This window comes from Pseudomonadota bacterium, from assembly GCA_026388275.1.
Taxonomy (GTDB): Bacteria; Desulfobacterota; Syntrophorhabdia; order Syntrophorhabdales; family Syntrophorhabdaceae; genus JAPLKB01.
Window position 1 is genome coordinate 1 of the sequence record JAPLKB010000021.1, and the last position, 15,365, is coordinate 15,365.

The following is a 15,365-nucleotide window of genomic DNA, read 5'->3' on the forward strand; positions in this document are numbered from 1 at the left end:
ATCCCGAGGGTAGATTACCTATGTATTACTCACCCGTCTGCCGCTCTACTTGCCCCCGAGGGGACTTTCGCGCTCGACTTGCATGTGTTAGGCACGCCGCCAGCGTTCGTTCTGAGCCAGGATCAAACTCTCAAAACAAACCGATTAAATTTTGTTCAAAAACTATTGAACGAGGACCTACTATCTGGTTTTCAAAGATCAAGTAACCTTAAAAGCAGTACTAAAATATACTTATTTTGCAGTCATTGTCAAGGGATATAAATAATATCTTTTTCTGGAAGCCTGTATATCGATAATTTTCGGTAAGTGACTTGCCGCCTTTGTTGTGACTGGTTTATTTAAAGATCATGTAACCTTGAAGCAGCCCTAATTATACTTATTTTTTGCTCTATGTCAAGATATATAGATAAAAATATTTTAATAATAAAATAAGTCATTATATCCGCATAATTAGAGCTTGTTGTTATTGCTCCGTTCATTACCTTCTTTTACAGTTTCGAAGTATATATCAGCAATATTCTTCCTGCTTCTTGCCGCCGGTATCCTTTTCTCTTTCCGTATCAACATCAATTGTGCTTCAGATAAAACTTCAGATCCTTAAGCACACCCTTTTTAACCTTCCCTTCTATCTTCTCCAGAATGTCTATCTTCATATACCGTAGTTGGGTCAGCCAGATAGGATCGTCTACTTCGACAAAAAGTATGTTATTCCCTATCCTCGCAGGTTTGGTATGACATGCCGTCTTCTCTCCCACAATATCATTCCAGAGGTAGAATATTTTATGAGCGTCTATCTCCCCTTTGATATCATACTCTTTTAGTACATTTTCAAGCGCTTTTTTTATCGAAACAAAGGCCATATTATACACTCGTTACACTTCGTGGTCCTGCAAAAAGGGTCGAAACCACCAATGGCAGAAGGATCAGCAATCTTCATCAGCCTTCTATCCTTGGAAAAACAGGTTTAATTTTATCTATATATGAAATGTCTTCCGTAAAATAAAAAACTTTTTCTGCTTCAAATGATGCTTTCTCAATTTCCCTGCCGATACCAAGAGCATCCCATATGATTTGAGATTTTCCGGGCATAAAAGGATAAAGCAACATTGCCGCTATCCTTAAACCATTCCAGATATTATAGAGCACTGTCTTAATCCTCACATCGCCTTCTTTGGAAAGCTTCCATGGGGCTTCCGTATCAATATATTTATTTAGTATAGACATGATTTCAAAAACATCCTGGAGAGCCTTGTGATAGGCAAAGACTTCCATATCTCTCTGGTATTCCCCTACCAATCGTTCTACATTTTCTTCAACATACTCATCCATTCCGCCTTTCTTTTCAGGTTTCTCGATCTTACCCTGTAAAAATTTTCCTATCATTGTGACACTTCTGCTGGCAAGATTTCCGAAATCATTGGCAAGATCTCCGTTGATCCTGTGAACAAGTGCACTTTTTGAAAAATCACCGTCAAGGCCAAAAGGGACTTCCCTGAACAGAAAAAACCTGAATTCATCTACTCCATAAGTCTTCACGATCTCATGGGGATCTATAACATTACCAAGAGATTTGGACATTTTCTGTCCCTCTATAGTCCACCAGCCGTGTGCAAAAACCCTCTTCGGTGGTTCGATATTGACAGACATTAAAAAACTTGGCCAGTATACGGCATGAAACCGCAAGATATCTTTACCCATAAGCTGAGCATCACATGGCCAGAATTTATTGAAAGTATCCATATCGTCGGGAAAGCCTATGCCTGTTATGTAATTGGTAAGGGCATCAAACCAGACATAGACAATGTGCCTGGGGTCCATAGGAACCGGGATGCCCCAGTTAAAACTTGTCCTGCTTATGCTTAAGTCCCGTAAGCCGCCCTTTACAAAGCTTGCAACCTCATTATACCTGACCTCGGGCATAACAAAGTCCTTGTGCGCATCCATAAGTGCAAGTATCCGTTCCCCATATTTTGACAACCTGAAAAAATAGCTCTCTTCCTTCAATTTTTCCGGCTGCCTTAAACAATCAGGACATTTTCCGTCCTTCAGTTGCATCTCAGTAAAATAACTTTCGCATGGCACACAATACCAGTCTTCATACTCTCCAAGGTATATATCTCCGCTCTCATAGGCTTTCTGAAATATTTGTCTTACAACCTTTCTGTGCCTTTCTTCAGTGGTTCTGATAAAACCGGTGTTGGAGATATTGAGTACTTCCCATAGATCTGTAAACCTGGACACCATCCTATCAGCAAGTTCTTTAGGATGAATTCCCTGTTGCCCGGCTGCCTTTTCAACTTTCTGTCCGTGCTCATCCGTACCGGTCAGAAAAAAGACATCATATCCGCATATCCTTTTATAACGGGCCATAATATCAGCAGCAATGGTTGTGTATGCATGACCGATATGAGGAACATCGTTAATGTAATAGATAGGCGTTGTTATGTAATAATGCTTATTCATGTATATACTCCGTAATGCTTATTTTGTATGTTTAACTTTTTGTATTTACAATGAAAAATATCGAGTTCAATAATATTTGTCGCATATCGTGCACATAACTATCCGGCATTATTCTTCTTGATATCGCTCAGAGATACAGCAACCTCTTTACCGTCGCTAAGCTCAACGGTTATTGTAGAACACAGAGTATTATGTTTTACAACTTTACCTTCTCCTTGCTGGATAGTCACCTTTTTTCCGACCTTCGGGAAATCCTTTTTGCAATTCATATACATATCAAATTCATAAGCAAGACAGCACATGAGCCTTCCGCATATTCCCGAAATTTTCGCAGGGTTTAATGCAAGGCTCTGCTCCTTCACCATTTTTATGGAAACTATTGAAAAAGCGTTTAAGAACCTCCTGCAACAGCATACGTTTCCACAATTCCCGAGGCCTCCGACTATTTTAGCTTCATCTCTCACACCAACCTGTCTTAACTCTATCCGTATCTTGAATTCTTTCGCAAGTTCTTTCACTAATTCCCTGAAATCTACCCTGCTTTCAGAAACAAAATAGTACAGGAGTTTTGTGCCGCCGAACAGGTATTCCGCATACAGCAACTTCATCGGCAGATTCATCTCCAATATCTTTTTTTTACAATAATTAAAAGCATATATTTCTTTCTCTTTTAAAGAGAAGTGCTCCTGAACCTCGTTTTCGGTCGCCTTTCTGGTTGCTTTTTTCAGACCTTGCTTTGTTGTTTCCTGCGGTTCAGTTACAACCTCACACAGACATAAACCTTTTTCAATTTCACCGATAAGGTAATCCCCAATTTTAACATCTTCTGATACTTCCATTTCGATTACGCTTGTTAATACGTCTACTTTTATATAGCAACTCTTCATTTCTGCTCCATTATATCCAGTAACATCGTTTCAATAGCAAGAAGCTTGTTTATATTATACCTCATCATGCCAAAAGTTTCCTGAATTCTTCTGATAGAATTCTCTATCCATTTTGTATTCACGGATTCAGCATTAAGAAGCTCCTTCATATCCCTGTTGATCATCATAGATGCATCTCTGCATTCGCTCATAACTGACATGTCCCTGAAAAGGGAAAGCAGGAAAGACAAAAACATCGTCAAATCTCTATGACTTCTCACTATTCTTTCCGACATCAAGGTGGCATGCATAAAACTTCTGTTTTTTCCGACTATCAGTTCTGCAAGCTTATGCCGCAATAAAAGGTGATCTTGCTCCATCCAGAAAAAACCGCAACCAATACTCCCCTGAGAAACATAAGATAACAACTCGGCATTACTTTCATCCATGTTGGCGGTATCCATAAAGTACTGCTGCAGATGCTCCCTCGGGAGCGGGCTGAAACTAACTCTTGCGCAACGCGACCGTATGGTCAAAGGAACATCCCTTTCCGATGATGTAATAAGAAAAAATATGTTAAAAGGGGGAGGCTCTTCAAGTGTCTTCAGAAGAGCATTCGTAGCCTCATGAGTCATTGCATCGGCCCTGTCAATAAGGATTATTCTTTTATCACTTTCGTAAGGATACTCATATACCTCCCTGCCGATAGTTCTCGATTGGTCTATACCTATGGTATCTTCGTTGTCAAAAATTAAAACATCGGGATGTATACCACGTTCTACTTTATTACAAGGACGACATACCCCGCAGTTATTATGCCCTTCACACAGAATATACTTTGCAAATTCCTTTGCCGTCTTCTTTTTCCCTATGCCCTCCTGACCTGTGAATAAAAAAGCATGAGGTAATTTTTCCTTTTCCAGGGTAGACAAAAAAAACTGTTTCTGCTTCTCGTGACCAAAAATCTCATTAAATCCCATAACTTTTTAAAAGTTCTTCTACTTTATCCTTTATCTTTTTTTGTACCTCTTCAACCTTTGCATCACCTTTGACTACAAAAAATCTCTCAGGTTCTTTTTTTGATAGCTTTATATACGCTGCTTTAACTTTATTGTGGAAAGAAAGCGCTTCGTTTTCAAATCTGTCCATTAAAAAATCACGTTCCGCCTTTCTCCTGAATCCTTCCTCGGCCTCACAATCGAGAAGCACCGTAAGTTTTGGTCTTATCCCTTTTGTAACAAGTCTGTTTAATGTCTGAATAATCCCCTGATCCATGCCTCTTCCATACCCTTGATATGCATATGTTGCATCTGTAAACCTGTCGCATATAACAATCCTGCCATCCTGAAGAGCCGGACCGATCACTTCTTCTACGTGCTGAGCTCTCATAGCCATAAGCACAAGAAGCTCTGAAAGCGGAAATACATGGATATCAGGCTGCAGGATAGACTTTCGCAAGGCCTCACCGAAGGCAGTACCTCCAGGTTCCCGTGTTTTAACAGGTTTATATCCTTTATCCACAAGATAATTATATAAAAGCTCTACCTGGGTTGTCTTGCCGCTACCCTCTACCCCTTCAAATGTTATAAGCATGTGTTTCCTTTACAAAAGCTTACCGCAAGCCCTCTAAATAGAATGGTTTAAGCAGTTCAAACAGCTTGAATGATTTAGATGATTTATTTAACCCTTTCCATATATTGCCCACTTCTCGTATCTATCTTTACAACATCGCCTTCTTCCACAAAAAGCGGGACCTGGATGGTATAACCGGTTTCAAGCAACGCAGGTTTTGTTGCATTCTGCGCAGTATCCCCTTTGGCTCCCGGTTCTGTACTGGTTATCAAAAGGCTCACAAAGTTCTGAATCTCAACACCGATTGTTCTGCCTTGATATATCAGGACTTCAATGACCAGCCCCTCTTTGAGATAATTCTTCGCATCACCCAGTTGTTCCTCATCAATATATAATTGGTCATAGGTGTTAGTATCCATAAAATAGTATTTGTCGCCCTCTTTATACAGGAACTGCATATCCTTTTCTTCAAGTTCAGGCAACTCTACCTTATCTCCGGAACGGAAAGTCCTGTCAAGCACATTACCACTAACAAGGCTTTTTATCCGTGTTCTGACAAAAGCCCCTCCCTTGCCAGGCTTTACATGCTGAAACTCAACTATGACAAACGGCTCATTGTCCATAAGAATTCTTAATCCTTTTCTAAACTCTGCAGTTGAAACTATCATTCTATCCTCCCGTTAATGCAGTGAATAGTAGTTGGTAAATAAATATACATGTTCACTACTCACTAAATACTGATTTGCAGCATTTCCTTCCTGATATTTGTCAGTACCTTTGCTCCGTCATTTGTAATAAGCAGCATATCCTCCAGCCTGACACCGCCGAGTGTAGGCAAATAAATACCCGGCTCGATTGTAATCACCATGTTTTCTTCCAGTATCCCCTCTCCTGTGCTATTAATGGATGGGGCTTCATGAACAGCTATTCCCACACCATGTCCCACTCCGTGCCCGAAAAATCCTCCATATCCAGCATTATCTATAAAGCCCCTGACAATCATATCCAGTTCTTTTACGGACATTCCGGCTTTAGCTTTTTCAAGGGCAAGTTCCCGTGCATCATTTACTATCTTAAAAATCTCCTTAATTTTTCCATTAACTTCTCCTACGGATACCGTGCATGTCTCGTCGCTGCAATAACCATCTACACGTGAGCCAAAATCTATGATAATCGTTTCCCCATCCTTTATCTTCCTGTTTGTCGGAACAGCATGGGGAAGTGCCGCTCTCGGACCTGAAGCCACGATAGTATCAAAAGACGGGCAATCTGCTCCCATGCGCCTCATCGTGTATTCAAGTTCATCGGCAATTTCTTTTTCGGTTTTGTCCGGACAAATCTTTTCAAAAACTTCTACAAATGCATTCGTTGCAATATCAATGGCTTTCCTGATCGCATCAATTTCGCCAGAGTCTTTACATTTTCTTATTTCCTCGATTTCATTTTCCAGAGGAATAAACTCGGTACTTTGTACGGTATCTTTCCATGTATCATACATCTTATATGAAGTATGAAAGCTATCGAATCCCATACGTTTTATCACATATTGATCGCATATCTCTGAAAGTACGTTCTTCTTGCTCGTTAGCTCTACTATTCTTACATCCTTTGTTACTTCCTTTGCATAGGTAATGTACCTGAAATCCGTGATAAGCAACACATCGCCTTTCGTAATAACAAGAGTACCTTCAGAACCCTTAAACCCGGTAAGGTAAAATATATTGTCCATGCCTCTTATGATGCATGCATCTAAGCCTTCTTCGTGAATGATATTATTAATTTTTTCAATCCTGTTCTCTCTCATAACATAATTTACCAGAGCTTCTTTTTTAATATTCTCTTAAATCCCGGCAGGCTGTTACGCTCTTTAAACTCCCTTTTTAATGCAACGATGCGCTTTTTGTAAAAATCGTTTTCAGGCTCTCTTTTTGAAAGCCTTTCATATAACTCTATCGCTTTTTCAATATAACCCTGCTCAAGGTAAATATCCGCAAGGGTGGGAGATAATATCTTACTTTTGTTATCTATATCCATATGGGATAGTTAAATGAATCTCCTTATAAAAATCAAGCTAAATCGTATGCTTCATCACTGACGGTTTGTATCTCCTGAAAAACTTTCAGTTACAAGCCGCTACGGATTAAGAACTTCAATGCCATAAAATACATTAAATAAGGTGCTCGATATTGTCAGACGCCTGATACCTGTCCGGGCGATTATCTCTTTTCCTGTTTCAATTGCTTCTTTCCTTATGTTCAACGCATCATATTTATTAAGGACAATCATACACTTTTCAATATCAATACCTTTTAGAAGGGCGTCTTTGTCAAAGAGCCGCAGAAAAACATCCCGGGTAATCAGGGCATCATTGATTATCCCGGTTGCTTCACAAAAAAGCTTCCATCTGAATACTTTTTCATTAACCCTTCCGTAAAGTCCATCGAGTCCGCATATAACAATAACCTTTTCACAAAAAGGAGGTATGACAGGCTCATAGCTCGCCGGAAATTTAAGCGGCATGCTCTTCGCTCCATCTGCTTCAATAAGAACAACATCGTATATGCTGCCGAGCATCTCAATATCTTCAAAACTTACTGCAGTAAGTTTTCCCTTTTCGTTGTTCCTACCGACTCTGATAAAAGGACTACCTGCTTGAACATCAGGACCTTCGTCAAGTAAAAGATAAGGCTCTTTTACAAAAATCTTTGTTGTCGTTGTAATTGCTACAGTCCGGCCCAGTTTAAGAAATTCTCCGGCCAAATGCTCCATAAGGCTCGTTTTGCCTCCGGAACCGGTAAGGGCAATGTATTTATACGCCGATACAGCTTTTATGAAATCAATTTTTCGAAATTTCCACATTAAGATGGAAAACAAGGGGTAATCATTAATGTGTGTACATTTAAGATTACCCCGACATCATCAGTCTTTATTCATCTGTTTCAAATCATTTCCTTTGTGCATAGATCCTTTATCGGTTGAAGAAGCAGGACCTACCCATACTTCGACTTCGGCGTTGAAACTGTCTTTTACCATCTTTATGCTGCATGTTTTATCATCTTTCACAAAGTTCAGCGTTACATCTTTGAACTTGAAACTATTAACAAACTTCCAGCCGTTTTTAATCATATTTACCTTGAAATAATTTTCAAGTGATTGAAGCTCAACATTGCCGTTCAGATACATCACCCCTACTCTCAGATTAGCAGTTTCATAAATAAAGCTCTTTTCTCTTACAAAATTGAGTTCTTTCGGCAGAGGAATATCAGGAAACCCGTAAAAAGTCTGGTTTAAAGCATTTTGTCCGGATTGCGGAGTTTCATCTTTAACCGGTTTCTGAAAAAGTGTACACCCTGAGAAAACCAGCAATATTATGCAAAATGATAAGACAATCTTTCTCATATACTCCCTCCTTGGTTTTTTCTTTCAAGATAAGCATAGGCACTGTGGTTATGGATACTCTCAAAATTTTCCGCTTCAATGGAAAACCATGTAAAGTTCCCATCGTTCTCCAATAGTTGGGCAACACCCCTTACAACATCCTCCACAAATTTAGGATTGGCAAAGGCCCTTTCCGTTACATATTTCTCATCTTCCCTTTTGAGTATCGTATATATATCGCTGCTTGCGCATCTCTCAACAATACTTATCAAATCCTCCAGCCAGAAAAATTTTCTGAACTTTACTTCCGCCTTTACAATGCCCCTCTGGTTATGAGCTCCATATTCGCTTATTTCCTGTGAACAGGGGCAGAGCGTATTAACCGGAACCGAGGCTGAAACAATAAACTCCTTCATCTCGCCTGAACCGTTCATGTGTCCGACAAAACCACATTGATATTCAAGATAACCCTGAGTCTTTGAAACAGGCGCCTCTTTTTTAACAAAATAAGGAAATTTCACTACAAGATGTGCTGCTTCTGCATTCAGCCGGTCTTTCATCTCCTTTAATATACCGGGAAAATTTTTCATATTTATCATACTTTTATTTTCGTGCAGGATTTCAACAAACCTGCTCATGTGTGTACCTTTATAATTATGCGGAAGATTGACATACATGTCTATTGTAGCAATCGTATGCTGAAAACCGTTTGTCTTGTCAAGTACTACAATCGGGTATTTTACATTCTTTACACCGACTTTATCGATTTCGATCTGACGGAAATCGTACATATTCTGGACATCTATCATTTCATCTTTATTCAGAGTACGCTGCATATGTCTTCTCCGATTCCCACACTCTTACTTCTTTTAATGTTATATCTTTTTTCTTAAGCATTGTTTTTAATTCATTAAATATATACATTGATAAATACTCGGAAGAACCCGATCTCTCCACAAAAAAAGGTATTTCATTTATATACTTATGGTCAAGGGTATCCAGGATGCGTTTGAGGTGATTTTTCAGGATTTTAAAATCTACAAGCATCCCGCCTTTACCAAGATGTTCTCCCGCAAACAGCGCCTCAACCAGAAAATTATGACCATGCAACGCTTCACATTTCCCGTTGTAGTCTTTTATATTGTGAGCTGCAGAAAAAGTATCCTTCACGCAAAGGGTAAACATGGAGATAATTTATATTTTGAGATCTTTCTTGTCAATAAAAACCGATAAAGCAGCGCCCTGCAACTTCCGTTGCAGGGCGTTAATTACAAAACCTCATTTAAAAGATAATAGATGCCGAAGCAAGGCTTCAGCAATTCTTCCGATTAAGACTGTTTTGCTTTTTTTACCGCTTTCCTGATTATTAAGTATCCGTTAGTCGGTCCCGGAACAGCGCCTTCAATCATGAGAACATTCGTATCGCCCCTTACTTCCACGATCTTAAGGTTTTGAACAGTAACCTTTCTGTTTCCCATGTGCCCAGGCATTTTCATGCCCCTCATAGTTCTGCCAGGGGTCATGTTCTGTCCGATAGAGCCACCATGCCTGAAGTATTCATGTGTACCATGAGAAGCTGGTGCGCCGGCAAAACCATGTCTTTTCATTACACCTGCAAAACCTTTTCCTTTCGATGTCCCCGTAATATCCACATAATCACCATTTTCAAACATATCAACCATGATTTGCGAACCAGGATCGTTTGTTTCGCTCTCTTCCGCATTTATCCTGAATTCTCTGATAAACGACATGGGAGATACGTTAGCCTTGCCGAAATGACCTTTCAGAGGCTTTTTAACAAGCTTTTCCTTTTTAATTTCATCGAAGCCAACCTGAAGGGCATTATATCCTTCCTTATCTTCTGTCTTCTTCTGAATTATTACGCATGGTCCTGCTTTAATAACCGTGACAGGTACTACGCTGCCATCTTCAAGGAACATCTGCGACATTCCAATTTTTTTTCCGAGAAGTCCAATTCCCATATATACACCTCCAAAAATGCCTAAAAATATAGTAAATAACAGTCACAAAGTCAAGGCAAATATAAGATTTTATCCGCTAAACTTGCCCTTAATATCAATGATGTCCGGCGATATTGAAAAAAATCCAACCGGATAATGGTCAAACATTATACTGCCATTAATCCTAATCTCATTCAATGCTTCTTTATCTGGCCCGTATATTTTTATATGGACGCTCTGATGTAAGGCTGTTAAAAATATATCCGGGATTATTTTCCGGTATTTCCAATTAATTTTCAAATAAAACCCCGCTTTGCATGCGGGGCTCTTCACTTACTATATTGACGATGTTTATAAAACAGAAGGAATTATCCTGTTTTTTTGTTTTTTTCCATTGCAGCCTTTATGAGTTCCCCAAGACTGCCGAGGCTGCTGTCGGTTTTTTCATCTTTTACGATCTTGTCCCTGTATTTGTTAAGCTCTTCCTGCTCTAATTTCTCCGACACACCGCTTCTACTCAGTGTTATCCTGTTACGTGCACTATTTACTTCTTTTACAATCACCTGCATGGCTGTTCCAACAGGAAACATTTTGTTATGATTACTTCCGCGAGGAGTTCCCATCTCCGAGTTTGGTATAAAACCTGTCGCCCCATCGAGCAGTCTTACGATCACACCTGACGGCAGAGCCTTTTCAACTACACTGTCAAGTATATCGCTTACTTGAGGCATGTCAACGTTTTCACGTTTCAGCCTTGACTCCATTGAAAGTGATATTCTTTTATTCTTCGGATCAACATCATGTACATAAACATCCACAACCTGACCCTCTTCAACAACTTCTTTGGGATGTTTAATCCGCCTTCCTGCTCCAAGCCTCGAGATATGAATTAACCCATCTATCCCCGGTTCAAGATTCACAAAAGCACCGAAAGGCGTTAGCCGCACAATTGTACCATGAACCTGACTATCAACAGGATATTTCTCCGCTACACTTAAAAAAGGGTCCAACTGAGTCGCCTTCAGGCTTAAGGTAAGCCGGTTTTTTCCCCAGTCAATGCCTATGATTTTTACTGTTACTTTCTGTCCAACAGACAGCACATCTTCAGTGTTCTCGGTTCTGCCCCATCCGATCTCGCTTAACGGAATAAGCCCATCAATACCGCCAAGATCGATAAAAGCACCGAATTTTAGGATAGAGCGGATTGTTCCTTCAACTTCCATTCCTACTTCAAGTGTCTGCCTAACCTTTTCAAGTTCAATCTCCCGCTCTTCTTCTAAAAGGGCTCTTCTTGAAAGTATGATATTGCGGCCATCCTCTCCGTACTCTACAACTTTAAAAGAAAAAACCTGTCCAAGATAAGCTTCTTTTTCTCGGCTTCCCTTCAGATCCATTTGAGAGAAAGGGCAAAAACATCGTGCCTTTCCGATATGTACCTCAAAACCTCCCTTTAACTCACCGGTTACTTTTCCGCTTACAGGCAAATTGGCATCATATGCGTCGTGGATACCACCAAGATTGAGGATAGAAAGACCGTGCTTCATGGTTGTAAGCCTTTTCACACCGTTTTGAAAAGACGCAAAAAAAGCTTCGATCTCATCGCCTATTTGGATTGAATAATTCCCTTTTTCATCTTTGAACTCTTTCAGATCTATGGCGCCTTCGCTTTTCCCGTCCATATCAACATAAACAAAATCCCCCGAAATACTTACTACCTTCGATACAACCTTTTGACCGGGATCAAGACGTCCGGGAAGCTTGCTGGTTTTTTCAAATAACAAGGCAAAACTCTCTTCCTCTTCAGTATTCTCGATTGTATCCCCCTCTTTCTGAGGGTTCATTTCAATTTTTTCTTCCGACATAATCTTTACCTCTTTGTCAATCAATTGGCATCATTGCGTTTTTTGATTTCAGACTATTTGTGGTGTGTCATCATCATGATACAGACCAATATTATACCTTTTATTTCTTGTTATGTCCATCATCCTGTTAACCCTTGGTAAAATATTTCCAACTTTTTTAGTTTTACACCTGCTCGCAAAGCAAATAAAAACGCATATAAAAAAGCTATTAAATAGAAGCATGTGCAGACCATGTAAATTCGTCTATTGTAACATACTAATAATATTGTCATTTATTTTAGAGTTTCTCAATAAGAAGTCAGGTGCCGGGAGGTCCTGTTTCTTTGATTAACACTGTATATATTGGGTTTTTCACTTGCCTAATCAGTAATCAATTTAGTTATAATGTTTGGTATATCATCAGGTTGCAATCTGATTTCTACAACTTATAAACATGTTTTTCACATTTATTGTTGATAACTTAAGCAACTCATTAGATTTAATGAAGTTTGATGATTCATTAAATGTAAATGCAGTCATTGTGTGTTTTTTAATGGTGTTTGAATTTTATCTTTGAACCAACTCTGATATTACATTGATCAGCCTTTCCTGCATTAATTTCCAGCACATACATGGCCGGCGACCATGAGGTTACGGTCTTCTCATCAAGAGGTTTTGCGGATCGATATATGCCGGTCACCTCAAGTTTTGAATTTATAAACACCATATCGAGAGTTATATAAGTATTTTTCATCCAGAAAAACTGCACGCTGTCTTCTTTGAAAACAAACAACATACCTGCATCAGGGGCAAGTGATTTTCTATACATTAAGCCGCTTTCATGTTCTTCGGGCGTTACGGCAAGTTCAGCCCTGACACTGCATAGTCTTTGCATTCCTTTGGTATAAAAGGTGATAGTCCTATCGTCTGCCGATACGTAATTACACAAAAAAAATATTTCGAAAAAACCAAAAAAAATAAGGCTTATTATTGTTCTGTTGCTTGAACAACCCGGTACTTTATATACAATCCTGAACACTGTCTGCCTGTTATTACCTTTTTGCATACTTATGTTTCAATACCTCAACAACTCCAGGCATTATCGATATGATAATGATAGCAAGTATCACGAGACTGAAATTATTTCTCACAATGGCCAAATTGCCGAAATAATAACCTGCGAAAACACAAATGGCTATCCAGGCAATACCGCCTATGACATTGTAACTTATGAATTTCCAGTATGTCATATTGCCTATTCCTGCAACAAAAGGCGCAAAGGTTCTGATAATCGGAATAAATCTTGCTATGATGATTGTTTTACCACCGTACTTTTCGTAGAATTGATGCGTACGGTCAAGATATTCTTTTTTAAGAAAACGCACATGTTCCTTATGAAAAATCTTTGGCCCGATAAAATGACCTATCCAGTAGTTTACGGTATCTCCTCCAACTGCAGAAGCAGAACAAAGAAGGAACAGCCATAGCACATCCAGCGAGCCGATGGCGGCAAACGTTCCGGCAGCAAACAAAAGAGAATCTCCCGGCAATAATGGGGCAACTACCAATCCGGTTTCACAAAAAATTATAATGAAAAGGATCAGATATGTCCAAAGACCGTAATCTTTTATAATAGCACCAAGATGCACATCAATATGTAAAATAAATTCCACTATGTACTTAATCAATTCCATATGAGTTCCCTTTTTTATTTTCCAGATTCAATACTGTAAAATGGCTTCCAATATTAAAATTCCATAATCCAGGCATTAAGGTTTAATATCGCCTGTATACTACAATGATAACGGTCTGGAGTCAACACAATGCCGTTCATCGCAGCAATTACTTTGCACAATCTGAAGTCCGAAGAAAATTGCTGTCCGGATTCTAAAGACGTTGACGGAAATCTTAGTTCTTGGTATAAATGTACTGCACTGCTTCAACAACATGCCTTTTACATGGAGGTCTGCCTGACAAAGTACGGAGAAAAGGTAACTCTCAAGACATATCTTGATATGGCATATTTCTCCCTTGCCATGTCTTTTGTAGAAGAATCGGCAAAGGCCTTTGGACTTGGCGCTCCCGAAGTGATAAAGCTTGGACTTGCCTGTGAAGAGATTTTTGTATATCTCTCCGAATCGGATCAAAAGAATAGTGCTATTGCCATAGAAGCAGAAAACGGCGTCTATTATACGGGCATAAGGTTCCTTTTCGATGGCAGGAATTTTGACCCCCATGCCTTTAATCTCACTGCAAAAATATCCCTTGATTCCGAGGCAGACCTGAAGCAGATGGGCCTTATCATTGCCGCAAGATCGGTTGAGAGACTCTATATACTCCATGACACCAGGGAAGGTTTCGGCGTAGGACTTATTAAGGAAAAATCATATCCCGGTGTTACAGAACACATAGACGTTCCCGTAAAGCCGCTCACTAATTACCACATTGCTTCACCTGACAGCGAGTCTCTTAAGTTATTCGTCCGTCATACTCTTTCACACTACCCGAGCCGCCTTTTTCCTGCTGGTTTCTTTTACCCCGGCAAAATAGCAGATATGGTCACAAGCGGCCGTTATCATGTCCTTGTTGCCTCTGATGGTCAGGAAATTGCAGCTGGCGGAATAGTATGGCAGATTGCAGGCGCCGGCATGATAGAAATTTACGGACCCTACCTCTTCAACCAGCCTGAGGAATTCCATATGGCAGAAGCCCTGGTTGATCATCTTCTCATGGCCGTTGCAAAAATAGATGCAGTCTGCCTGGTGGATGTATTTGCAACACCTGAATTGCCGAAGGGCTACTTCGAATTATTGGGATCGCTGGAATTCTTTCTGCCTGACGGTAAAAAGCAATCATGGCCTTTCTACTATCGCCATCATAAGGAGGATCCAGGTTCACAGGTATGGGCACACCCTGATCTTTTACCTTTTCTGGACGAAACATACAAACGCCTCTTTTTTGCCCGTAATATACTGCAAACAAATTACGAAGGAGAGAAACGCCCTCCCCATGCTGTGCTTTTCCCACGTTTTGACAGGTCTCAGAATCTCGTCAGGCTTCGCGCTGTTTGGGACGGCACAGACTTTTCGGATATCCTTAGCCGGCACATACAGATATTCAAGACTGAGGGCATACTTAACATCCTATTCGAGATCGATCTTGGGCATGCGTGGCAGGCAAACCTGGCTCCAGTCTTGATGGAGCATAACTTTGTACCGAAAATGATTCTTCCTTATGCCGGTGCAGGAGACATGGTCGTCTTCCAGTATGCAGGCGAAGTATAG

At 39.9% G+C, this 15,365-nt stretch carries 17 protein-coding genes and 1 rRNA gene; 1 reads left to right on the plus strand and 17 read right to left on the minus strand.

Going from position 1 to position 15,365, the window contains the following annotated elements:
- From NT010_05940 to NT010_06020, 17 genes are all read right to left on the minus strand, one after another.
- Window positions 1-138 (minus strand): 16S ribosomal RNA (locus NT010_05940); the annotation flags it as partial.
- Window positions 139-566: 428 nt separating this feature from the next.
- Window positions 567-860 carry a DUF721 domain-containing protein gene (locus NT010_05945; protein ID MCX5805597.1) on the minus strand — a complete coding sequence of 98 codons (294 nt, stop codon included), beginning with the start codon at window positions 858-860 and terminating at the stop codon, window positions 567-569.
- A gap of 76 nt (window positions 861-936) precedes the next feature.
- Entirely contained in the window at window positions 937-2,463 is a 1,527-nt protein-coding gene (metG, locus tag NT010_05950) for a methionine--tRNA ligase (protein ID MCX5805598.1), read from the minus strand.
- Window positions 2,464-2,561: 98 nt separating this feature from the next.
- Window positions 2,562-3,350 carry a regulatory iron-sulfur-containing complex subunit RicT gene (gene ricT, locus NT010_05955; GenBank protein MCX5805599.1) on the minus strand — a complete coding sequence of 263 codons (789 nt, stop codon included), beginning with the start codon at window positions 3,348-3,350 and terminating at the stop codon, window positions 2,562-2,564.
- The gene (gene holB, locus NT010_05960; protein MCX5805600.1) at window positions 3,347-4,309 is read right to left on the minus strand and encodes a DNA polymerase III subunit delta'; all 963 of its coding nucleotides are present in this window, start codon (window positions 4,307-4,309) and stop codon (window positions 3,347-3,349) included. The genes ricT and holB overlap by 4 nt, the downstream gene beginning before the upstream one ends.
- Complete coding sequence (tmk, locus tag NT010_05965) at window positions 4,299-4,922, minus strand: dTMP kinase (protein ID MCX5805601.1); 624 nt, start codon at window positions 4,920-4,922, stop codon at window positions 4,299-4,301. Before tmk ends, holB begins: the two co-directional genes overlap by 11 nt.
- An 83-nt stretch (window positions 4,923-5,005) precedes the next feature.
- On the minus strand, window positions 5,006-5,569 hold the full coding sequence (efp, locus tag NT010_05970; GenBank protein MCX5805602.1) for an elongation factor P: 564 nt from the start codon (window positions 5,567-5,569) through the stop codon (window positions 5,006-5,008).
- Between the two features lie 62 nt (window positions 5,570-5,631).
- Window positions 5,632-6,705, minus strand: coding sequence for a Xaa-Pro peptidase family protein (locus NT010_05975; GenBank protein ID MCX5805603.1), 1,074 nt, complete (start codon window positions 6,703-6,705; stop codon window positions 5,632-5,634).
- 8 nt (window positions 6,706-6,713) lie between these two features.
- Window positions 6,714-6,935, minus strand: coding sequence for a hypothetical protein (locus NT010_05980; protein MCX5805604.1), 222 nt, complete (start codon window positions 6,933-6,935; stop codon window positions 6,714-6,716).
- A gap of 99 nt (window positions 6,936-7,034) precedes the next feature.
- Complete coding sequence (gene yqeC, locus NT010_05985) at window positions 7,035-7,760, minus strand: selenium cofactor biosynthesis protein YqeC (protein ID MCX5805605.1); 726 nt, start codon at window positions 7,758-7,760, stop codon at window positions 7,035-7,037.
- A 60-nt stretch (window positions 7,761-7,820) separates the two neighbouring features.
- Window positions 7,821-8,300 carry a hypothetical protein gene (locus NT010_05990; GenBank protein ID MCX5805606.1) on the minus strand — a complete coding sequence of 160 codons (480 nt, stop codon included), beginning with the start codon at window positions 8,298-8,300 and terminating at the stop codon, window positions 7,821-7,823.
- Window positions 8,297-9,115 carry a GTP cyclohydrolase FolE2 gene (gene folE2 / locus NT010_05995; protein MCX5805607.1) on the minus strand — a complete coding sequence of 273 codons (819 nt, stop codon included), beginning with the start codon at window positions 9,113-9,115 and terminating at the stop codon, window positions 8,297-8,299. Before folE2 ends, NT010_05990 begins: the two co-directional genes overlap by 4 nt.
- Window positions 9,096-9,449 carry a 6-carboxytetrahydropterin synthase gene (locus NT010_06000; protein MCX5805608.1) on the minus strand — a complete coding sequence of 118 codons (354 nt, stop codon included), beginning with the start codon at window positions 9,447-9,449 and terminating at the stop codon, window positions 9,096-9,098. Before NT010_06000 ends, folE2 begins: the two co-directional genes overlap by 20 nt.
- A 158-nt stretch (window positions 9,450-9,607) precedes the next feature.
- Entirely contained in the window at window positions 9,608-10,261 is a 654-nt protein-coding gene (rplC, locus tag NT010_06005) for a 50S ribosomal protein L3 (GenBank protein MCX5805609.1), read from the minus strand.
- Between the two features lie 347 nt (window positions 10,262-10,608).
- Window positions 10,609-12,102, minus strand: a complete 1,494-nt coding sequence (locus NT010_06010) for a S1 RNA-binding domain-containing protein (GenBank protein MCX5805610.1) — start codon at window positions 12,100-12,102, stop codon at window positions 10,609-10,611.
- 529 nt (window positions 12,103-12,631) lie between these two features.
- A complete protein-coding gene (locus tag NT010_06015) occupies window positions 12,632-13,147 on the minus strand; it encodes a DUF192 domain-containing protein (protein MCX5805611.1) in 516 nt (171 codons plus the stop codon).
- Window positions 13,134-13,775 (minus strand): DedA family protein, encoded by a 642-nt coding sequence (locus NT010_06020; GenBank protein MCX5805612.1) that lies wholly within the window; start codon window positions 13,773-13,775, stop codon window positions 13,134-13,136. The genes NT010_06015 and NT010_06020 overlap by 14 nt, the downstream gene beginning before the upstream one ends.
- Before the next feature lie 129 nt (window positions 13,776-13,904).
- Between NT010_06020 and NT010_06025 the strand changes: the two genes are divergently transcribed.
- Complete coding sequence (locus NT010_06025) at window positions 13,905-15,365, plus strand: hypothetical protein (protein MCX5805613.1); 1,461 nt, start codon at window positions 13,905-13,907, stop codon at window positions 15,363-15,365.

Bases quoted from the DNA above. Each gene is read 5' to 3' on its own strand.
- NT010_05980 (MCX5805604.1), bottom strand. From the start codon at position 6,935: ATGGATATAGATAACAAAAGTAAGATATTATCTCCCACCCTTGCGGAT.
- efp (MCX5805602.1), bottom strand. From the start codon at position 5,569: ATGATAGTTTCAACTGCAGAGTTTAGAAAAGGATTAAGAATTCTTATG.
- NT010_06020 (MCX5805612.1), bottom strand. From the start codon at position 13,775: ATGGAATTGATTAAGTACATAGTGGAATTTATTTTACATATTGATGTG.
- NT010_06025 (MCX5805613.1), top strand. From the start codon at position 13,905: ATGCCGTTCATCGCAGCAATTACTTTGCACAATCTGAAGTCCGAAGAA.
- rplC (MCX5805609.1), bottom strand. From the start codon at position 10,261: ATGGGAATTGGACTTCTCGGAAAAAAAATTGGAATGTCGCAGATGTTC.
- NT010_05945 (MCX5805597.1), bottom strand. From the start codon at position 860: ATGGCCTTTGTTTCGATAAAAAAAGCGCTTGAAAATGTACTAAAAGAG.
- tmk (MCX5805601.1), bottom strand. From the start codon at position 4,922: ATGCTTATAACATTTGAAGGGGTAGAGGGTAGCGGCAAGACAACCCAG.
- NT010_06015 (MCX5805611.1), bottom strand. From the start codon at position 13,147: ATGCAAAAAGGTAATAACAGGCAGACAGTGTTCAGGATTGTATATAAA.
- holB (MCX5805600.1), bottom strand. From the start codon at position 4,309: ATGGGATTTAATGAGATTTTTGGTCACGAGAAGCAGAAACAGTTTTTT.
- NT010_06010 (MCX5805610.1), bottom strand. From the start codon at position 12,102: ATGTCGGAAGAAAAAATTGAAATGAACCCTCAGAAAGAGGGGGATACA.
- yqeC (MCX5805605.1), bottom strand. From the start codon at position 7,760: ATGTGGAAATTTCGAAAAATTGATTTCATAAAAGCTGTATCGGCGTAT.
- ricT (MCX5805599.1), bottom strand. From the start codon at position 3,350: ATGAAGAGTTGCTATATAAAAGTAGACGTATTAACAAGCGTAATCGAA.
- folE2 (MCX5805607.1), bottom strand. From the start codon at position 9,115: ATGCAGCGTACTCTGAATAAAGATGAAATGATAGATGTCCAGAATATG.
- NT010_05990 (MCX5805606.1), bottom strand. From the start codon at position 8,300: ATGAGAAAGATTGTCTTATCATTTTGCATAATATTGCTGGTTTTCTCA.
- metG (MCX5805598.1), bottom strand. From the start codon at position 2,463: ATGAATAAGCATTATTACATAACAACGCCTATCTATTACATTAACGAT.
- NT010_05975 (MCX5805603.1), bottom strand. From the start codon at position 6,705: ATGAGAGAGAACAGGATTGAAAAAATTAATAATATCATTCACGAAGAA.